Annotated in this window: 18 protein-coding genes; 17 read left to right on the top strand and 1 reads right to left on the bottom strand. The window is 55.3% G+C overall.

Annotated features, from left to right (window positions below; all coding sequences use genetic code 11):
* The first annotated feature begins 63 nt into the window (after nt 1–63).
* Both dcd and asmA read left to right on the top strand, forming a co-directional pair.
* Nucleotides 64–645 (top strand): dCTP deaminase, encoded by a 582-nt coding sequence (dcd, locus tag L362_RS12125; RefSeq protein ID WP_008500854.1) that lies wholly within the window; start codon nt 64–66, stop codon nt 643–645.
* A 22-nt stretch (nt 646–667) separates the two neighbouring features.
* The gene (gene asmA / locus L362_RS12130; protein WP_023344510.1) at nt 668–2,518 is read left to right on the top strand and encodes an outer membrane assembly protein AsmA; all 1,851 of its coding nucleotides are present in this window, start codon (nt 668–670) and stop codon (nt 2,516–2,518) included.
* 90 nt (nt 2,519–2,608) lie between these two features.
* Here asmA and L362_RS12135 read toward each other — a convergent pair whose 3' ends face one another.
* On the bottom strand, nt 2,609–4,192 hold the full coding sequence (locus tag L362_RS12135) for a TerC family protein (protein WP_008499412.1): 1,584 nt from the start codon (nt 4,190–4,192) through the stop codon (nt 2,609–2,611).
* Nucleotides 4,193–4,876: 684 nt separating this feature from the next.
* Here L362_RS12135 and L362_RS12140 point away from each other — a divergent pair.
* The 15 genes from L362_RS12140 (at nt 4,877) to cpsG (ending at nt 20,498) form a co-directional block, all read left to right on the top strand.
* On the top strand, nt 4,877–6,016 hold the full coding sequence (locus L362_RS12140) for a polysaccharide export protein (protein WP_008499413.1): 1,140 nt from the start codon (nt 4,877–4,879) through the stop codon (nt 6,014–6,016).
* A 6-nt stretch (nt 6,017–6,022) separates the two neighbouring features.
* Nucleotides 6,023–6,466 (top strand): low molecular weight protein-tyrosine-phosphatase Wzb, encoded by a 444-nt coding sequence (wzb, locus tag L362_RS12145; protein ID WP_021241460.1) that lies wholly within the window; start codon nt 6,023–6,025, stop codon nt 6,464–6,466.
* A 2-nt stretch (nt 6,467–6,468) separates the two neighbouring features.
* Nucleotides 6,469–8,631, top strand: coding sequence for a tyrosine-protein kinase Wzc (gene wzc / locus L362_RS12150; RefSeq protein WP_008499415.1), 2,163 nt, complete (start codon nt 6,469–6,471; stop codon nt 8,629–8,631).
* A 59-nt stretch (nt 8,632–8,690) separates the two neighbouring features.
* Nucleotides 8,691–9,533: a colanic acid biosynthesis glycosyltransferase WcaA gene (wcaA, locus tag L362_RS12155; protein ID WP_021241458.1), complete on the top strand. Its 843-nt coding sequence runs from the start codon at nt 8,691–8,693 to the stop codon at nt 9,531–9,533.
* On the top strand, nt 9,533–10,024 hold the full coding sequence (gene wcaB, locus L362_RS12160; protein WP_008499417.1) for a colanic acid biosynthesis acetyltransferase WcaB: 492 nt from the start codon (nt 9,533–9,535) through the stop codon (nt 10,022–10,024). Before wcaA ends, wcaB begins: the two co-directional genes overlap by 1 nt.
* Nucleotides 10,021–11,238, top strand: a complete 1,218-nt coding sequence (gene wcaC / locus L362_RS12165) for a colanic acid biosynthesis glycosyltransferase WcaC (RefSeq protein WP_023293848.1) — start codon at nt 10,021–10,023, stop codon at nt 11,236–11,238. The genes wcaB and wcaC overlap by 4 nt, the downstream gene beginning before the upstream one ends.
* Nucleotides 11,213–12,433 carry a colanic acid polymerase WcaD gene (gene wcaD / locus L362_RS12170; protein WP_008499419.1) on the top strand — a complete coding sequence of 407 codons (1,221 nt, stop codon included), beginning with the start codon at nt 11,213–11,215 and terminating at the stop codon, nt 12,431–12,433. Before wcaC ends, wcaD begins: the two co-directional genes overlap by 26 nt.
* 16 nt (nt 12,434–12,449) lie before the next feature.
* Nucleotides 12,450–13,196, top strand: coding sequence for a colanic acid biosynthesis glycosyltransferase WcaE (wcaE, locus tag L362_RS12175; RefSeq protein ID WP_008499420.1), 747 nt, complete (start codon nt 12,450–12,452; stop codon nt 13,194–13,196).
* Between the two features lie 15 nt (nt 13,197–13,211).
* A complete protein-coding gene (gene wcaF, locus L362_RS12180; protein ID WP_008499422.1) occupies nt 13,212–13,760 on the top strand; it encodes a colanic acid biosynthesis acetyltransferase WcaF in 549 nt (182 codons plus the stop codon).
* Nucleotides 13,761–13,784: 24 nt separating this feature from the next.
* The gene (gene gmd / locus L362_RS12185) at nt 13,785–14,906 is read left to right on the top strand and encodes a GDP-mannose 4,6-dehydratase (RefSeq protein ID WP_003863514.1); all 1,122 of its coding nucleotides are present in this window, start codon (nt 13,785–13,787) and stop codon (nt 14,904–14,906) included.
* A 2-nt stretch (nt 14,907–14,908) separates the two neighbouring features.
* Nucleotides 14,909–15,874, top strand: coding sequence for a GDP-L-fucose synthase (locus tag L362_RS12190; RefSeq protein ID WP_013097874.1), 966 nt, complete (start codon nt 14,909–14,911; stop codon nt 15,872–15,874).
* 2 nt (nt 15,875–15,876) lie between these two features.
* Nucleotides 15,877–16,356: a GDP-mannose mannosyl hydrolase gene (locus L362_RS12195; protein ID WP_008499425.1), complete on the top strand. Its 480-nt coding sequence runs from the start codon at nt 15,877–15,879 to the stop codon at nt 16,354–16,356.
* Nucleotides 16,353–17,576, top strand: a complete 1,224-nt coding sequence (wcaI, locus tag L362_RS12200) for a colanic acid biosynthesis fucosyltransferase WcaI (protein WP_023344509.1) — start codon at nt 16,353–16,355, stop codon at nt 17,574–17,576. Before L362_RS12195 ends, wcaI begins: the two co-directional genes overlap by 4 nt.
* 3 nt (nt 17,577–17,579) lie before the next feature.
* Complete coding sequence (cpsB, locus tag L362_RS12205) at nt 17,580–19,016, top strand: mannose-1-phosphate guanyltransferase (protein ID WP_023344508.1); 1,437 nt, start codon at nt 17,580–17,582, stop codon at nt 19,014–19,016.
* Nucleotides 19,017–19,127: 111 nt separating this feature from the next.
* Nucleotides 19,128–20,498 (top strand): colanic acid biosynthesis phosphomannomutase CpsG, encoded by a 1,371-nt coding sequence (cpsG, locus tag L362_RS12210; protein ID WP_032637804.1) that lies wholly within the window; start codon nt 19,128–19,130, stop codon nt 20,496–20,498.
* Nucleotides 20,499–20,519 lie beyond the last annotated feature (21 nt).

The raw sequence follows: 20,519 nt of genomic DNA, 5'->3' as shown, positions 1-20,519 counted from the left end.
TAACCTGGTTTTACCCTGAGCGCTTACCGGCTCAGGGTACGATGCATGAAAGGAGAAAAAGGCATGCGTCTTTGTGATCGCGATATTGAAGCCTGGCTGGATGAAGGCCGTTTGTCTATTACCCCACGTCCACCTGTTGAGCGTATCAATGGGGTGACCGTCGATGTCCGGTTGGGGAATAAATTCCGCACCTTTAGCGGCCATACCGCACCGTTCATTGACCTCAGCGGACCGAAGGACGAAGTCAGCGCCGCGCTCGATCGCGTGATGAGTGACGAAATCGTAATCGAAGATGGCGAAGCCTTTTATCTGCATCCGGGTGAACTGGCGCTGGCGGTAACGTTTGAATCCGTCACCCTGCCTGCGGACCTCGTCGGCTGGCTTGACGGCCGTTCTTCGCTGGCGCGACTGGGACTGATGGTACACGTGACCGCGCACCGTATCGATCCAGGCTGGTCGGGCCGTATTGTGCTGGAATTCTTCAATGCCGGTAAATTGCCGCTGGCGCTTCGTCCGGGGATGATGATCGGCGCGTTAAGTTTTGAACCGCTGTCAGGCCCGGCAGACAGGCCGTATAACCGCCGTCAGGACGCAAAATATCGCGACCAGCAGGGTGCGGTTGCAAGCCGTATTGATAAAGACTGATCGTTAGTCCATTGAGGATGCCATGAGAAGAGTTCTGACAACGCTGATGATTTTGCTGGTGGTGCTGGTGGCTGGCCTTTCGGCGTTGGTTCTGCTGGTTAACCCTAATGACTTCCGCGCGTATATGGTGCGGCAGGTTGAGGCACGCAGTGGTTATCAACTGAAGCTGGACGGGCCGCTGCGCTGGCACGTCTGGCCGCAGCTCAGCATTCTCTCTGGCCGCATGTCGCTCACGGCGCCGGGGGCGTCCCAGCCGCTGGTGTCCGCAGATAACATGCGCCTTGATGTGGCGCTGATCCCGCTCATTTCCCATCAGCTGCAGGTGAATCAGGTGATGCTGAAAGGCGCGGTGATTCAGCTCACCCCGCAAACTGAAGCTGTCCGTGATGCCAACGCGCCGGTGGCACCGCGTGAAAATACCCTGCCTGATGAACCGTCTGATACTGGCTGGTCCTTTGATATTGGCAAACTGAAAGTGGCCGATAGCGTGCTGGTTTTCCAGCATGAGCACGAAGAGCTGGTCACCGTTCGCAACATTAATCTGCAGATGGAACAGGATGAGCACCATCTTGCATCGGTGGAATTGAGCGGGCGCGTGAACCGCGATCAGCGGGATCTGACGCTGTCGTTGAATGCTAATGTGAATGCGTCAGACTATCCGCATCAGCTCACGGCGAATATCCAGCAGCTTAACTGGCAGCTGACGGGGGCCAATCTGCCCACCCAGGGGATCGCCGGTCAGGGGACGCTGCAGGCAGTGTGGCGTGAGGAACAAAAACAGCTGGAGCTGGATAATCTCAACCTGCAGGCAAATGACAGTAGCCTGAAGGGGCAGGCGAGCGTCACCTTTGAAGAGAAGCCGAAGTGGGTGCTGAATCTGCAATTTGACAAGCTCAACCTGGAAAACCTGATGCCACCTCTGCCAGCCAGCGCCACGGACAGCGAGGCGACGCAGACGGGGCAAAGCCAGGCACCGGTATCACGTCCGGTTATTTCGTCGAATCTCGATCAACCTGACTATAACGCTCTGCGCGGATTCACGGCGGATATTCTGCTGAAAGCCACCAGCCTGCGCTGGCGCGGCATGGACTTTACCGACGTGAGCAGCCAGATGTTTAACCATAACGGTTTGCTGGTGATCTCCGAACTGAGCGGCAAGATGGGCGCAGGACACCTCTCACTGCCCGGCACGCTGGATGTCCGTAAAGACGTTGCCAGCGCCGAATTCCAGCCGCGTCTCGATAACGTTGAGATAGGGACCATCCTGACCGCGTTTAACTACCCGATCTCTCTGACGGGGCAGTTGACGCTCGCGGGTGATTTCTCCGGCACGAAAATTGATGCCGATGCTTTCCGCCGCGAGTGGCAGGGGCAGGCGCATCTTGATCTGAAAAACTCCCGTATGGAAGGGCTTAACTTCCAGCAGCTGGTGCAGCAGGCGGTGGAGCGCAGCAGCGATGTGAAGGCCCAGGAGGACTACGACAGTGCCACGCGCCTCGACAGCTTCACCACGGACCTGACGCTGAACAACGGACAACTCTCTCTCGACGGAATGCAGGGTACCTCTTCAATCTTATCAGTAACGGGCGAGGGTAAGCTGGATTTGGTCAAAGAGACGGCGGACACGCGCTTTAACGTGCGGGTACTTTCCGGCTGGCAGGGCGAAAGCAAGCTCATTGACTTCCTGAAAGAGACGCCGGTCCCATTGAGCGTATACGGCAAATGGCAGGCCCTGAATTACAGTCTGCAGGTGGATCAGATCCTGCGTAAGCATCTGCAGGATGAAGCGAAACGTCGACTCAGCGGCTGGGCGGATCGTAATAAAGATTCACAGGACGGCAAGGATGTGAAGAAGCTGCTGGATAAGCTTTGATGCCTGTTGCGCCGGGGGGCGGCTTCGCCTTACCCGGCCTACAAAAACCGAACACCGCAGGCCGGGTGAGCGAAACGCCACCCGGCTTTTTTACACCTCAAAATCCAGTTCTTCCTCTTCCCGCAGCGGTATCAGCTGAACCTTCTGCACGCGATGGTTTTCAATCTGGAGCGTTTTAAGCCGATAGTCGCCGACCTGAACCTCTTCCCCCGGCTGTGGGATACGCTGCAAATACTCCATCAGCAGACCGGCAATGGTGTGGTATTCCCGTTTATCATCCAGCGGCAGCGGCACATATTGCACCAGGTCTTCCAGCGGCATATGGCCGTTAGCCGTCCACGAGCCGTCGGCGTTTTTCTGAATGTCGTGGCGGGCGTCAATCTCATCCACCTCGTTTGGCAGATTACCGGCAATGGTTTCCATCACGTCGCTGAGCGTTACCAGCCCTTCCACCGAACCAAACTCATCCACCACAAAGGCAAAGTGGGTGCGCGCGTTACGGAATTGCTCAAGGGCGGAAAGCAACGGCAGCCCCTCCGGGAAGACCAGCGGCTGGCGAACCAGAGCGCGGAGATTGAGCGGCTCACCGTGGAGCTGCTGCTGGAGCAGATCAATGACGTGTACCACGCCCAATAGCTCCTCTTCCGCTTCCCCGCCGGTCACCACCACGCGGGTGTGCTGGTTTTTATCCAGCAGGGCGCGAATGTGCGCTTCCGGGGCCGTCAGGTCAATATGCTCAATGTCATGCCGCGACGTCATAATGCTGCTGACCGTACGCTGGTTCAGATTGAGCACTCGCTCAATCATCCGTCGTTCCTGCGGGTCAAAGATCTGCCCGTCGCTGTGGTCGGCCAGCATGGCGGAGGATTCGGCGTCCAGCTCCGCATCCTCTTTCTTGCCGCTTAACAGACGCATGACCGTGTCGGCTGTGCGCTGACGCAGAGTCTGATTGGCGGAAAGGAAGCGACGGCGGTTGAATATCGCCAGCTGGTTAAGCGCTTCAATCATGACGGAGAACCCGATGGCGGCATACAGGTAGCCTTTCGGAATATGGAAGCCAAAACCGTCGGCCACCAGGCTGAAGCCAATCATCAGCAGGAAGCTCAGGCAAAGGATAACGATGGTCGGGTGACTGTTCACGAAGCGGGTCAGTGCCTTGCTGGCCATGACCATCAGCGTGATGGCAATAATGACCGCGGCCATCATCACCGCAAGGTGGTCCACCATCCCGACGGCGGTGATCACCGAGTCCAGGGAGAAGACCGCATCCAGCACCACGATTTGCGCGACCACCGGCCAGAATTTTGCTCCGCGGCGCTGGGTCGGGTTCTCGCTGTCTTTGCCTTCCAGCCGCTCGTTGAGCTCCACGGTGGCTTTGAACAGCAGGAATAGCCCGCCGAAGAGCATGATCAGATCGCGGGCGCTAAAGCTCAGACCGTGAATGGAGAACAGAGGCTGAGTGAGCGTGACCAGCCAGGAAATAGAGGCCAGCAGCAGTAAGCGCATCACCATCGCCAGCAGCAGCCCCGTTACGCGCGCGCGATCGCGCTGGGAAGGGGGCAGTTTTTCAGCGAGGATGGCGATAAAAACCAGATTATCAATCCCGAGCACCAGCTCGATGACAACCAGCGTAACCAGCCCGGCCCAGATTGAGGGATCGGCAATCCATTCCATAGTAGTAGCAATACCTTCTGTAACATGACTAATGACACAATTCGATCATGGATAAAGCTGTGGGAAAATGCAATGTCAGTATGAGATTTCTCTCAATAATCATTAAATTAAAACTGCCGGGTATAATAGTTTTAATTTATCCAGAAAATCTGTATTTATCCGAAATAACAAAATTAAGAAATATCGCATTAAAAGATGTTCAATCATAACGCTGTCAACATAAAGAAATTCTTAAAAATAAAGTGCATTTCTAAATAAATTCTTAAAAGTTGACGTTCGGAACCCGTTTCCTTGCCTGTTTTGGGATTAACTGTTACAAGATTATTAGCCTAAAAAAGGATAACTCCCGTTAAGGATTGATGTTTTTTTTGGGCGATTAACGAAATAGTGCCTGCGTATTTTGAATGCTTCATTTATTTCACCAGCAAAAAATTCTCGCGGTTTTTTGCCTGTAATTCATTGTGTTATAGCGTATTGGTAGCTGGAAGCCAAGGGCGGTAGCGTGCCTGAATGTGTGTGGGTGGGCCATGATTACGTTGTCAACAGTGACTGGCCAAATAGCGTTTTTTTTAGGAATGATGCCACTTATATTTTTATTTGATTAGCTACATTCTTAATGCATTTTAGATTCACACGTATTTAAATTGCACAGGATAATTACTCTGCCAAAGTGATAAATAATCAATGATGAACTCCAAAATGAAATTGATGCCATTATTGGTGTCTGTGACCTTGATGAGCGGTTGCACGGTCTTTCCCGGAAGCAATATGTCTACAATGGGCAAGGATGTGATCAAGCAACAGGATGCCGATTTTGATCTCGACAAAATGGTGAATGTTTATCCACTTACGCCTCGTCTGGTCGAACAATTACGCCCACGTCCAAACGTTGCCCAGCCAAATATGTCACTGGACCAGGAAATTGCTTCCTACCAGTATCGCGTAGGGCCTGGAGACGTCATTAACGTGACCGTCTGGGATCACCCCGAACTGACCACGCCAGCGGGCCAGTACCGTAGCTCAAGCGACACCGGTAACTGGGTGCAGTCAGATGGCACCATGTTCTATCCCTACATTGGTAAAGTCCATGTAGCAGGGAAAACGCTTGCCGAGATCCGCAGTGATATTACCGGCCGCTTAGCGCAGTACATCGCCGATCCGCAGGTGGACGTTAATATCGCCGCATTCCGCTCGCAAAAAGCCTATATCTCCGGCCAGGTGAACAAATCTGGTCAGCAGGCCATCACCAACGTTCCTCTGACCGTGCTGGATGCCATTAACGCCGCAGGCGGGTTAACCGACGGCGCCGACTGGCGTAACGTGGTACTGACCCACAACGGGAAAGAGCAGCGCATTTCGCTGCAGGCGCTGATGCAAAACGGCGATCTGACCCAGAACCGCCTGCTTTATCCGGGCGACATCCTCTATGTACCACGCAATGACGATCTTAAAGTCTTCGTGATGGGTGAAGTGAAGAAACAGAGCACCCTCAAGATGGACTTCAGCGGTATGACGCTGACCGAAGCGCTGGGCAATGCTGAGGGTATCGATCTGACGACCTCTAACGCGACCGGTATCTTCGTGATCCGTCCGCTGAAAGGTGAGGGCAGCGCGAAAGGCAAGATTGCCAACATCTACCAGCTGGATATGTCCGATGCGACCTCTCTGGTGATGGCGACGGAGTTCCGTCTCCAGCCATACGACGTGGTATATGTCACTACCGCACCGGTTGCCCGCTGGAACCGTCTGATCAACCAGTTGCTGCCAACCATCAGTGGCGTTCGCTACATGACGGATACGGCGCGCGACATTCATACCTGGTAATCCGCGATGTTTAACAAAATTCTGGTGGTATGCGTGGGGAACATTTGCCGTTCCCCTACGGCTGAACGGTTGTTGAAACACTACCAGCCCGAACTGACCGTTGATTCGGCAGGGCTGGGTGCACTGGTCGGTAAAGGTGCCGATGAGCGCGCAATGAGCGTGGCGCGGGACCATCACCTCTCTCTCGACGGGCATGTTGCCCGCCAGGTCACTGGCCGCATGTGCCGTGAGTATGACCTGATTCTGGCGATGGAAAAACGCCATATTCAAGCGCTGTGCGATATCGCTCCGGAGATGCGCGGTAAGGTGATGCTGTTTGGACACTGGGACAATGAGCGTGAAATTCCCGATCCATATCGCAAAAGCCATGAGGCTTTCGAGGCGGTTTACACCTTACTTGACCAGTCTGCCCAACAGTGGGCGCAGGCACTGAAAGCTCAGCAGGGATAACAATGACAGAAAAAACAAAACCTTCTGCCGCCCCGACTTCGGGCAGTGATGAAATTGATATTGGGCGCCTGGTTGGCACGGTTATCGAGGCAAAGTGGTGGGTGCTGGGCATTACCGCCGTGTTTGCCGCGGCGGCCGTCGTCTATACGCTGTTCGCCACCCCTATCTACAGCGCCGATGCGCTGGTGCAGATCGAGCAGAATACCGGTAACTCGCTGGTGCAGGACATTGGCTCTGCGCTGGCGAACAAGCCGCCGGCCTCTGACGCTGAAATCCAGCTCATCCAGTCACGTCTGGTGCTGGGTAAAACGGTTCACGACCTTGGGCTCGATATCTCCGTCACCAAAAATACCTTCCCAATCTTTGGTGCGGGCTGGGATCGGCTGATGGGCAGAAGCAACGACACGGTGAAGGTCACTGACTTCGTGCTGCCAAAAGGGGCAGCCGATCAGACCTTTACCCTGACGGTGCTTGGCCCGAAACAGTATCAGTTGACCAGCGACGCGGGCTTTAGCGCGCGCGGTGAAGTCGGACAGATGCTGAGCAAAGACGGCGTCAGCATGATGGTCAGTGCGATCAACGCCCAGGAGGGCGGGGAGTTTACCGTCACCAAATTCTCCACGCTGGGGATGATCAACAACCTGCAAAACAACCTGACCGTCACCGAAAACGGTAAGGACACCGGCGTGCTGAGCATGACCTTTACCGGGGAAGATAAGGATCAGATCCGCGACATCCTGAACAGCATTACCCGCAACTACCTTGAGCAGAACGTTGAGCGTAAGTCGGCTGAAGCGGCGAAAAGCCTGGCGTTCCTGTCGAAACAGCTCCCGGAAGTGCGCGCCCGCCTGGATGATGCCGAGAACAAGCTGAACGCCTACCGCCAGGATAAAGACTCTGTCGACCTGCCGCTGGAGGCGAAATCGGTCCTCGATTCGATGGTCAACATTGACGCTCAGCTCAACGAACTGACCTTCAAAGAGGCGGAGATCTCCAAGCTTTACACCAAACGTCACCCGGCTTACCGCACGCTGCTGGAGAAACGCCGCACGCTGGAAGAGGAGAAGGCGAAGCTCAATGACCGTGTGACCGCGATGCCGAAAACGCAGCAGGAGATCGTGCGTCTGACCCGCGACGTGGAGTCAGGACAGCAGGTTTACATGCAGCTGCTGAACAAGCAGCAGGAGCTGAAAATCACCGAGGCAAGCACCGTGGGTGACGTGCGCATCGTCGACCCGGCGATTACCCAGCCAGGCGTGCTGAAGCCGAAGAAAGCGCTGATCATTCTCGGCAGCATTATTCTCGGCCTGATGCTCTCCATCGTTGGCGTGCTGCTGCGTTCGCTGTTCAACCGTGGTATCGAAAGCCCGCAGGTGCTGGAAGAGAACGGTATCAACGTCTATGCCAGCATTCCGCTGTCTGAGTGGCAAAAATCCCGTGACAGCGTGAAAACCATCAAAGGCGTTAAGCGTTACAAACAGAGCCAGCTGCTGGCGGTGGGTAACCCAACCGACCTGGCGATTGAAGCGATACGCAGCCTGCGTACCAGTCTGCACTTCGCCATGATGCAGGCTAAAAATAACGTCCTGATGCTGACCGGTGTTAGCCCGTCAATCGGTAAAACCTTCGTCTGCGCCAACCTGGCGGCGGTCGTTAGCCAGACCAACAAGCGCGTGCTGCTGATCGACTGCGATATGCGTAAGGGCTACACCCACGAGCTGCTGGGCACCAACAACGTCAACGGTCTGTCAGAGATCCTGCTTGGCAAAGGTGACATCAGCCAGAGCGCAAAACCGACTACCGTGCCGAAATTTGACCTGATCCCACGTGGTCAGGTACCGCCTAACCCGTCCGAGCTGCTGATGAGCGAACGCTTTACCGAGCTGGTGGAGTGGGCGAGCAAAAACTACGACCTGGTGCTGATCGATACGCCGCCGATTCTCGCCGTGACCGACGCTGCCGTTGTGGGTCGCCATGCGGGTACGACGCTGATGGTGGCGCGTTACGCGGTGAATACCCTGAAAGAGGTGGAAACCAGCCTGAGCCGCTTCGAGCAGAACGGGATTGAGGTGAAAGGGGTGATCCTGAACTCCATCTTCCGCCGTGCGACCGGGTACCAGGATTACGGGTATTACGAGTACGAATATAAGTCTGACAGCAAATAACAATCCCCCTCACCCTAACCCTCTCCCGAGGGGGGAGGGTGAGGGATCAGGGGAAGATCATGACCACACAACGCCCTTTAGTTTCAATCTATATGCCGACATGGAATCGTCAGCAGCTGGCGATCCGCGCAATCAAGTCGGTGTTACGTCAGGATTACGATAACTGGGAGCTGATCATCGTTGATGACTGCTCTTCCTCGTATGAACAGCTGCAAAAATTCGTGACTGACCTCAACGACCCGCGGGTGGTCTATACCCACAACGAGATTAACTCTGGCGCCTGTGCTGTACGTAATCAGGCGATTATGCAGGCCAAAGGGCAGTATCTGACCGGCATCGACGACGATGACGAATGGACGCCGAACCGCCTGTCTATTTTCCTGTCGCATAAAGAGCAGCTGGTCACGCACGCGTTCCTGTATGCCAACGACTATGTCTGTCAGGGCGAGGTGTACTCGCAGCCTGCCAGCCTGCCGCTCTATCCGAAATCACCGTACTCTCGACGCCTGTTCTACAAGCGCAACATCATTGGTAACCAGGTCTTCACCTGGGCGTGGCGCTTCAAGGAGTGCCTGTTCGATACCGAACTGAAGGCCGCGCAGGATTACGACATCTTCCTGCGGATGGTGGTGGAGTATGGCGAGCCGTGGAAAGTGGAAGAGGCCACACAGATCCTGCACATCAACCACGGGGAGATGCAGATCACCTCGTCGCCGAAGAAGTTCTCGGGCTACTTCCATTTTTACCGCAAGCACAAGGACAAGTTTGACCGTGCCAGCCGTAAATATCAGCTCTTTACCCTCTATCAGATCCGCAATAAGCGCATGAACTGGCGCACGCTGCTGACGCTGTTGTCCATACGTAACGGCAAGCGCCTGGCTGATGGACTTCGGGGGAAATAATGTTTCTGGAAGATTGCCGCGCTAACAGCTGGAGCCTGCGCCCTTGCTGCATGGTTCTGGCGTACCGCATCGCGCATTTTTGCTCGGTGTGGCGTAAGAAAAATATCCTGAACAACATCTGGGCGGCCCCCGTGCTGGTGCTGTACCGCATCATTACCGAATGCTTTTTTGGCTATGAAATTCAGGCCGCTGCCACCATTGGCCGTCGCTTTACCATCCATCACGGCTATGCGGTGGTGATCAACAAGTTCGTGGTCGCCGGGGATGATTTCACCATCCGCCATGGGGTGACCATTGGCAACCGTGGGCCAGACAGCCTGGCCTGCCCGGTCATTGGCAATAACGTCGAGCTGGGCGCGAACGTGGTGATCATTGGCGACATTACGATTGGTAACAACGTCACGATTGGTGCGGGCAGCGTGGTGCTGGACACCATTCCGGATAACGCGCTGGTGGTGGGAGAAAAAGCCCGCGTGAAGGTGATTAAATGAATATTCTGCAATTTAACGTACGCCTCGCAGAAGGCGGAGCGGCAGGGGTGGCGCTGGATCTGCACCAGCGCGCGTTGCAAAAAGGACTTCAGTCTCGTTTTATTTATGGCTATGGCAAGGGCGGCAAGAAAAGCGTCAGTCACGATAACTTCCCGCAGGTGCATAAGCACACGCCGCGCCTGACCTCGATTGCCAACATTGCGTTGTTCCGTCTGTTTAACCGCGATCTGTTTGGCAACCTGAATACGCTTTATCGCACGGTGACCCGCACTACCGGCCCGGTTGTGCTGCATTTTCACGTGCTGCACAGCTACTGGCTCAATCTGGAAGAGGTGGTGGCGTTTTGCCAGAAGGTGCAGGCCCACAAGCCCGACACCCGCTTCGTCTGGACGCTGCACGATCACTGGAGCGTAACCGGCCGTTGCGCGTTTACCGACGGCTGCGAAGGCTGGAAAAACAACTGCCAGAAATGCCCGACGCTGAGTAACTATCCGCCGGTGAAGGTGGATCGCGCGCACAAGCTGGTGGCCGGAAAGCGTCAGCTTTTCCGCGACATGCTCTCGCTCGGCTGTACGTTTATCTCCCCGAGCCAGCACGTGGCCGATGCCTTCAACAGTCTGTATGGGGCAGGGCGCTGCCAGATTATTAACAACGGCATCGACGTGGCGACGGAAGCCATTCTCGCCGACCTGACGCCGGTGGCGCAAACCACGGGCAAACCGAAAATCGCTATCGTTGCGCATGACCTGCGTTACGACGGGAAAACCAACCAGCAGCTGGTGCGCGACATGATGGCGCTGGGTGACAAAATTGAGCTTCACACCTTCGGCAAATTTTCACCGTTCGAAGGGGCTAACGTGGTCAACCACGGGTTTGAAACCGATAAGCGCAAGCTGATGAGCGCGCTGAATGAAATGGATGCGCTGGTGTTCAGCTCCCGCGTGGATAACTACCCGCTGATCCTCTGTGAAGCGCTCTCCATCGGCGTGCCGGTGATTGCCACCCACAGCGATGCGGCACGTGAGGTGCTGGAAAAATCCGGCGGGAAAACTTTTGCGGAGCAGGAGGTTCTGCCGCTGGTGCAATTGCCGAAGGCGCAGATCGCTCAGGCCGTTTTTGGCACCGACCTGGAATCGTTCCGCAACCGCAGCCGCAAGGCCTACAGTGGACAACAGATGCTGGAGGAGTATGTCTCGTTCTATCAGAATCTGTAGTTATCTGCTGCTGCCGCTGATTTACCTGCTGGTCAACGTTAAGATTGCCCAGCTCGGCGAAAGCTTCCCGATAACCATCGTCACCTTCTTGCCCGTTCTGCTTCTGCTGTATGTCGATAAAATCAACCTGAAGAAGCTGATGATTGCCTTAGGGTTGGGTACGGGTCTGACGCTGTTTAACTATATCTTCGGCCAGTCGCTGGATGCCAGTAAATACGTCACCTCGACCATGCTGTTTGTTTATATTGTCATTATTATCGGCATGGTCTGGAGTATTCGCTTTAAAACGATTTCTCCGCACAATTATCGGAAAATCCTCAGGTTCTTTTATATTGCCGTTGCGTTAATTGTTATGCTTGCTGCTATGGAGATGGCGCAAATTATTCTTACCGGCGGCAGCAGCCTGATGGAGATAATTTCGAAATATCTCATTTACAGCAACAGCTATGTATTGAACTTCATCAAGTTCGGCGGGAAGCGTACCACGGCCCTCTATTTTGAACCGGCGTTTTTCGCTTTGGCGTTAATCTCAATTTGGCTCAGCATCAAACAGTTTGGTATCAAAACGCCTAAGACCGATGCTATGATTCTTGCAGGAATCGTTCTGTCTGGATCGTTCTCAGGGGTAATGACATTTATCCTGTTTTACCTGCTGGAATGGGCGTTTCAGTACCTGAACAAAGATGCGATTAAGAAAAAACTGCCGCTGGCGATTATCTCCCTGACGGTATTTATGGTGGGCGTGATATTTGCCTTCCCCTACATCTCAGAACGTCTGGGTGATTTGGGAACGGAAGGGTCCTCGTCCTATTATCGCATCATTGGACCACTGGTGATGGTGGGTTATTCCTTAACCCATATTGATGGTGTAGTAAGATTCGGCTCACTTTACGAATATGTTGCATCATTCGGAATCTTTAACGGTGCGGATGTCGGTAAAACCATAGACAATGGTCTGTATCTGTTAATTATTTATTTTTCGTGGTTCGCCGTACTGTTGACGCTGTGGTATCTGTTTAAAGTTTTCAAAATGATGATTAACGCGTTTGGTGATAACCAGAACTTTCGCGTGCAACTTTATCTGTTTACGCCGGTGTCGCTGTTTTTTACCGGGTCAATATTTAGCCCGGAATATGCTTTCTTGATTGTCTGTCCGTTTATTCTGCGCAAAGCGCTTAATATTACGCACGTATGACGAAATGAGGTGATTTATGTTTCTTAGCGTCATTACTGTCGCTTTTCGTAATTACGAAGGGGTGGTAAAAACCTGGCGCTCGCTGCGCAACCTGGCGCGCGATCCAAGCCTCACCTTTGAGTGGATTGTGGTCGACGGCGGCTCGAACGATGGCACGGCAGAGTTTCTGGAAAAACTCAACGGTGAGTTCAACTTACGCTACATCAGCGAGAAAGATAAAGGCATCTACGATGCTATGAACAAAGGCATTAACATGGCGCAAGGCCGTTATGCCATCTTCCTGAATTCGGGTGATATCTTCCATGACGACGTGGCGCTGTTTGCCCGCCAGCTGGCGCGCCAGAAAGAGGACGCCATGTATATTGGCGATGCGCTGCTTGATTTTGGCGACGGACATAAAGTGTGCCGCAGCGCGAAGCCGGGCTGGTATATCTACCACAGCTTACCGGCCAGCCATCAGGCCATTTTCTTCCCGGTAAAAGGTCTGAAAAAACAGCCTTACGATTTGCAGTATAAAGTGTCATCCGATTATGCACTGGCCGCCAGTCTGTATAAGTCAGGTTACCCGTTCCGCCGAATTAAAGGGCTGGTATCTGAGTTTTCAATGGGTGGTGTGTCAACCTCGAATAATCTGGAGTTGTGCCAGGATGCCAAAAACGTGCAGCGTAAAATATTACGCGTGCCGGGATTCTGGGCGGAATTATCTTATTTTTTACGCGTGCGTACCACGAGTAAAACGAAAGCCTTATATAACAAAGCCTGAATATAAGGAAACGTAATGCAGGATCTGAACGGTTTCTCCGTACCGAAAGGTTTTCGGGGGGCGGGCGGTATTAAAGTGCAGCTATGGTGGGCGGTTCAGGCCACCTTATTTGCCTGGTCACCGCAAATACTGTACCGCTGGCGAGCATTTTTATTGCGTCTGTTTGGCGCAAAAATAGGAAAAAACGTAGTCATTCGACCTTCGGTGAAAATTACCTATCCCTGGAAATTAACGCTGGGGGACTACGCCTGGGTAGGGGATGACGCGGTGTTATATACCCTGGGCGAGATTACGATTGGCGCGAATTCGGTGGTTTCACAGAAATGTTATTTGTGCACCGGCAGCCACGACTTTATGAGTCAGCATTTTGATATTACCGCTTCGCCTATTGTGATCGGTGAAAAATGCTGGCTGGCAACGGATGTTTTTGTTGCACCGGGTGTTTCTGTTGGCGATGGCACGGTAGTCGGTGCCCGCAGCAGCGTTTTTAAATCGCTACCGGCAAATAAAATTTGTCGTGGCAACCCCGCAGTGGTGATACGCGAACGCGTTGAAACTGATTAAATTCATAAGTAGAGGAATATAAACATGTCTAAAGTCGCTCTCATCACCGGCGTTACCGGGCAGGATGGTTCTTACCTGGCAGAGTTACTGCTGGAAAAAGGTTATGAAGTACACGGTATTAAACGTCGTGCGTCTTCTTTCAACACCGAACGTGTCGATCACATCTATCAGGATCCTCACGCGGCAAACCCGAAATTCCACCTGCACTACGGCGACCTGACCGATACCTCCAACCTGACTCGTATCCTGCAGGAAGTACAGCCGGATGAAGTGTACAACCTGGGGGCGATGAGCCACGTAGCGGTCTCCTTCGAGTCTCCCGAATACACCGCTGACGTGGACGCCATGGGTACCCTGCGTCTGCTGGAAGCGATCCGCTTCCTGGGTCTTGAGAAGAAAACCCGTTTCTACCAGGCATCCACCTCTGAGCTGTACGGCCTGGTGCAGGAAATCCCACAGAAAGAGACCACGCCGTTCTACCCACGTTCTCCGTATGCGGTAGCGAAACTGTACGCCTACTGGATCACCGTGAACTACCGTGAATCCTACGGCATGTACGCCTGTAACGGCATTCTGTTCAACCACGAATCTCCACGTCGCGGCGAAACCTTCGTGACCCGCAAAATCACTCGCGCTATCGCCAATATTGCGCAGGGTCTGGAATCGTGCCTGCACCTCGGCAACATGGACTCCCTGCGTGACTGGGGCCATGCCAAAGACTACGTGAAAATGCAGTGGATGATGCTGCAGCAGGAACAGCCAGAAGACTTCGTGATCGCCACCGGCGTGCAGTACTCCGTTCGTCAGTTCGTTGAAATGGCTGCCGCTCAATTGGGCATCAAGCTGCGCTTCGAAGGCACCGGCGTAGAAGAGAAGGGCATCGTGGTTTCCGTGACCGGCCATGACGCACCGGGCGTGAAGCCAGGCGACGTGATTGTGCAGGTTGACCCACGCTACTTCCGTCCTGCTGAAGTGGAAACCCTGCTGGGCGACCCAACCAAAGCGCACGAGAAGCTGGGCTGGAAACCAGAAACCACTCTGCAGGAGATGGTTTCCGAGATGGTAGCCAAAGATCTTGAAGCAGCGAAAAAACACTCCCTGCTCAAATCTCATGGCTACGAGGTTGCCATCGCGCTGGAGTCCTGAGAATGACAAAACAACGTATTTTTGTCGCCGGTCATCGCGGAATGGTGGGTTCCGCGATTGTTCGCCAGCTCGAACAGCGCGGTGACGTCGAAGTGGTTGTCCGCACGCGCGACGAGCTGAACCTGCTCGACAGCCGTGCGGTACAGGACTTCTTTGCAAACGAACGTATTGACCAGGTGTATCTGGCGGCGGCGAAGGTGGGCGGCATTGTTGCCAACAACACTTACCCGGCGGATTTCATCTACGAAAACATGATGATTGAGAGCAACATCATTCACGCGGCGCATCTGCACAACGTGAACAAGCTGCTGTTCCTCGGCTCATCCTGTATTTACCCGAAAATGGCAAAACAGCCGATCGCTGAAAGCGAGCTGCTGCAGGGCACGCTTGAAGCCACCAACGAGCCGTACGCGATTGCCAAAATTGCCGGGATCAAGCTGTGCGAGTCCTACAACCGTCAGTACAACCGCGACTATCGCTCGGTAATGCCGACCAACCTGTACGGACCGCACGACAACTTCCACCCGAGCAATTCGCACGTGATCCCGGCGCTGCTGCGCCGCTTCCACGAGGCGACCGCGGAGAACGCGCCGGATGTGGTGGTGTGGGGCAGCGGTACGCCGATGCGCGAATTCCTGCACGTGGACGACATGGCTGCGGCCAGCATTCACGTGATGGAGCTGGATCGCGAGGTGTGGCAGGAGAACACCGAGCCGATGCTGTCGCACATCAACGTGGGCACCGGCGTGGACTGCACCATTCGCGAGCTGGCGCAGACCATCGCGCAGGTGGTGGGCTACAAAGGCCGCGTGGTGTTTGACGCCACGAAACCGGACGGCACGCCGCGCAAACTGCTGGACGTGACCCGTCTGCATCAGCTGGGCTGGTATCACGAGGTGTCACTGGAGCAGGGGCTGGCCAGCACCTATCAGTGGTTCCTGGAAAACCAGCACCGCTTCCGGGGGTAACGATGTTTTTAAGTCAGGAAGATTTTGCCACGGTAGTGCGTTCCACTCCGCTCATCTCAATTGATTTGATCGTGGAGAACGAACGCGGCGAGTTCTTGCTGGGGAAACGAACCAACCGTCCTGCACAGGGCTTCTGGTTCGTGCCCGGCGGGCGCGTGCAAAAGGATGAGACGCTGACCGATGCGTTTGAGCGTCTCACTCTGGCGGAACTGGGCCTGCAGTTGCCGATGGCAGCGGGCCAGTTTTACGGGGTCTGGCAGCACTTCTATGACGATAACTTTTCGGGCACCGGGTTCTCCACGCACTACATCGTGCTGGGATTCCGCCTGAAGGTGAGTGAGGCAGACCTGCGTCTGCCTGATTCTCAGCATGACGACTACCGCTGGCAGACGCCAGAGGCGCTGCTGGCGAGCGACAATGTGCATGACAACAGCCGTGCCTATTTCCTCGCTGAACGTCAGTCCGGGGTGCCGGGCTTATGAAGATCCTCGTATACGGAATCAACTACTCGCCGGAATTAACCGGTATCGGGAAATACACCGGCGAGATGGTCGAGTGGATGGCGAGCCAGGGACATGACGTGCGGGTCATTACCGCGCCGCCGTACTACCCGGAGTGGAAAGTGGGGGAGCGCTACTCAAGCTGGCGCTACCGTCGCGAAGAGGGTGCAGCGACCGTCTGGCGCTGCCCGCTGTATGTGCCTAAGCAGCCCTCGACGCTGAAGCGCTTGATTCATCTCGGCAGCTTTGCCCTGAGCAGCTTCTTCCCGCTGATGGCGCAGCGTCGCTGGAAGCCGGATCGCATTATCGGCGTGGTGCCGACGCTGTTTTGCACGCCTGGCATGCGCCTGCTGGGCAAACTCTCCGGCGCGCGCACCCTGCTGCACATTCAGGATTATGAAGTGGACGCCATGCTGGGCCTGGGGATGGCAGGCAAAAGCAAAGGCGGCAAGGTGGCGAAGCTCGCCAGCGCGTTTGAGCGCAGTGGCTTACACAACGTGGACTACGTCTCAACGATCTCGCGCTCCATGATGAACAAAGCGCAGGAGAAAGGTGTCCCGGCGGAGAAGGTGATCTTCTTCCCGAACTGGTCCGAAGTGGCGCGTTTTCGCGACGTGACTGAGCAAGACGCTCAGGCGCTGCGCGCGCAGCTCGGTTTGCCTGAAGATCAAAAAATCATTCTTTACTCAGGCAATATCGGCGAAAAGCAGGGGCTGGAGAGCGTGATCGAGGCGGCTCAACTGCTGAACGAACATCCATGGATGTTTGTGATTGTCGGGCAGGGCGGTGGAAAAGCGCGGCTGGAAAAAATGGTAAGCGAACGCAGCCTGACCAACGTGAAATTCTTCCCGCTTCAGTCTTACGAGGCATTGCCTGCGCTGCTGAAGATGGGTGACTGCCATCTGGTGGTGCAAAAGCGCGGCGCGGCGGACGCGGTGCTGCCGTCCAAGCTGACCAACATTCTGGCCGTGGGCGGTAACGCGGTGATTACGGCCGAAGCCGAAACTGAATTAGGCCAGCTGTGTGACAGCTATCCGGGGATTGCGGTGTGCGTAGAGCCGGAATCGGTTCCGGCGCTGGTCACCGGCATTGAACAGGCACTTGCCATGCCAAAAGTGAACACGGTGGCACGTGAATATGCCGAACGCACGCTCGAGAAAGAGAACGTGCTGAGCCAATTTATTGCAGATATACGGGGATAAATCATGAGTCAAACCACTTTGTATCCGGTTGTGATGGCTGGTGGCTCTGGTAGCCGGTTGTGGCCGCTGTCCCGCGTGCTCTATCCAAAACAGTTCCTCTGCCTGAAAGGGGATCTCACCATGCTGCAGACGACGGTAAACCGTCTCCACGGCGTGGAGTGTGAAAGCCCGGTGGTGATCTGTAACGAACAGCACCGCTTTATTGTTGCCGAGCAGCTGCGCCAGCTGAACAAACTCACAGAAAATATCATCCTGGAGCCTGCCGGACGCAATACCGCACCGGCTATCGCCCTGGCGGCGCTGGCTGCAAAACGCAGCAGCCCGGACTGTGACCCGCTGATGCTGGTGCTGGCGGCGGACCACGTGATCCAGCAGGAAGAGGCCTTCCGCGACGCGGTGCGTGCGGCCATTCCTTACGCTGAGCGCGGCAAGCTGGTGACCTTCGGCATCGTGCCGGATCTGCCGGAAACCGGCTACGGCTACATTCGTCGCGGCAACGTGACGCCGGGTGAAGGCGACAGCGTGGCGTTTGACGTGGCGCAGTTCGTTGAAAAACCGAATCTGGAAACCGCGCAGGCGTATGTCGCCAGCGGGGAATATTACTGGAACAGCGGGATGTTCCTGTTCCGCGCCGGACGCTATCTGGAAGAGCTGCGCAAATATCGCCCTGATATTCTGAGCGCCTGCGAGAAAGCGATGGCGGTGGTGGACCCGGATCTCGACTTCATCCGCGTGGATGAAGAGGCCTTCCTCGCCTGTCCGGAAGAGTCCATTGACTATGCGGTAATGGAACGCACGGCTGACGCCGTCGTGGTACCGATGGATGCGGGCTGGAGCGATGTTGGATCCTGGTCCTCCCTGTGGGAGATCAGCGCCCATACCCCGGAGGGTAACGTCCATCACGGCGATGTCATTAGCCACAAAACGGAAAACAGCTACGTCTACGCCGAGTCCGGCCTGGTCACCACGGTTGGGGTAAAAGATCTTGTTGTGGTCCAGACCAAAGACGCCGTGCTGATTGCCGACCGTAACGCCGTGCAGGACGTTAAAAAAGTGGTGGAGAAGATCAAGGCGGATGGCCGTCACGAGCACCATATTCATCGCGAAGTCTACCGTCCGTGGGGCAAATATGACTCCATTGACGCCGGTGACCGCTATCAGGTGAAACGCATCACCGTGAAGCCGGGCGAGGGGCTGTCGGTGCAGATGCACCATCACCGCGCCGAGCACTGGGTGGTGGTCGCGGGTACCGCCAAAGTCACCGTCGACGGTGAAGTGAAACTGCTGGGCGAAAACGAGTCCATCTATATTCCGCTGGGGGCGACGCACTGTCTGGAGAACCCGGGGAAAATTCCTCTCGACTTAATTGAGGTGCGCTCTGGCTCGTATCTGGAAGAGGACGATATCGTGCGCTTCCAGGACCGCTACGGACGAGTGTAGCTCTCTGCATCATGCCCGGTGGCGCTGCGCTTACCGGGCCTACGAATGACAAAAAAATTAATTTGGCCATTTAGTGGTCAGGACCGACTGTTGCCTGAAAAAGGGGTCATCATGGATAAATTAACCTGTTTTAAAGCCTACGATATTCGCGGCAAGCTGGGCGAAGAGCTGAATGAAGACATTGCGTGGCGCATTGGCCGCGCGTACGGCGAATACTTAAAACCGCAGGCCATCGTGCTGGGCGGTGACGTGCGTCTGACCAGTGAATCCCTCAAGCTGGCGCTGGCGAAAGGGCTGCAGGACGCGGGCGTGGACGTGCTGGACATCGGTCTTTCCGGAACCGAAGAGATTTACTTTGCCACCTTCCACCTGGGCGTGGACGGCGGTATTGAAGTGACGGCCAGCCACAATCCGATGGATTACAACGGCATGAAGCTGGTGCGCAAGGGTGCCCGTCCTATCAGCGGCGACACCGGCCTGCGCGACGTGCAGCGTCTGGCGGAATCCAATGATTTCCCGCCGGTGAACGAGGCGAAGCGAGGCAGCTACAAAAAAATCAACCTGCAGAAAGAGTACATCGACCACCTGCTGGGCTACATCAACGTGGCAAACCTGAAGCCGCTGAAGCTGGTGATTAACTCCGGCAACGGTGCGGCTGGCCCGGTTGTCGATGCCCTTGAAGCGCGCTTTAAAGCACTGAACGTGCCGGTGACCTTCGTCAAAGTGCACAATACCCCGGACGGCAACTTCCCGAACGGTATTCCTAACCCGCTGCTGCCGGAGTGCCGTGACGACACCCGCAACGCGGTGATTGAACACGGCGCGGACATGGGTATCGCCTTTGACGGCGATTTTGACCGCTGCTTCCTGTTCGACGAGAAAGGGCAGTTCATCGAGGGCTACTACATTGTCGGCCTGCTGGCGGAAGCGTTCCTCGAGAAAAACCCTGGTGCGAAGATCATTCATGACCCGCGCCTCTCCTGGAACACCGTCGACGTGGTGTCCGCTGCAGGCGGCACGCCGGTGATGTCCAAAACCGGTCACGCCTTCATCAAAGAGCGCATGCGCGAAGAAGACGCCATCTACGGCGGCGAAATGAGCGCCCACCACTACTTCCGTGACTTTGCCTACTGCGACAGCGGGATGATCCCGTGGCTGCTGGTGACTGAACTGCTGTGCCTGAAGGGGAAAACCCTGGGCGAGCTGGTGCGCGACCGTATGGCGGCGTTCCCGGCGAGCGGAGAGATCAACAGCAAGCTGGCACAGCCTGCCGAGGCGATTGCCCGCGTGGAGCAGCACTTTGCCATCCACGCGCTGGAAATTGACCGTACCGACGGCATCAGCATGGCGTTCCCGCAGTGGCGCTTTAACCTGCGCTCGTCCAATACCGAGCCGGTGGTGCGCCTGAACGTGGAGTCCCGCGCTGACACCGCGCTCATGGAAGCCCGAACGAAGGACATTCTGGCGCTGTTGAATCAGTAATAACTGCCCCTCCCGGTGGGA

The sequence above is a fragment of the Enterobacter sp. MGH 16 genome (assembly GCF_000493175.1).
In the GTDB taxonomy this organism is placed as follows: domain Bacteria; phylum Pseudomonadota; class Gammaproteobacteria; order Enterobacterales; family Enterobacteriaceae; genus Enterobacter; species Enterobacter roggenkampii.
Note: the sequence above shows the minus strand (reverse complement) of the source record. Positions and strands in the feature narration are given on the sequence as shown.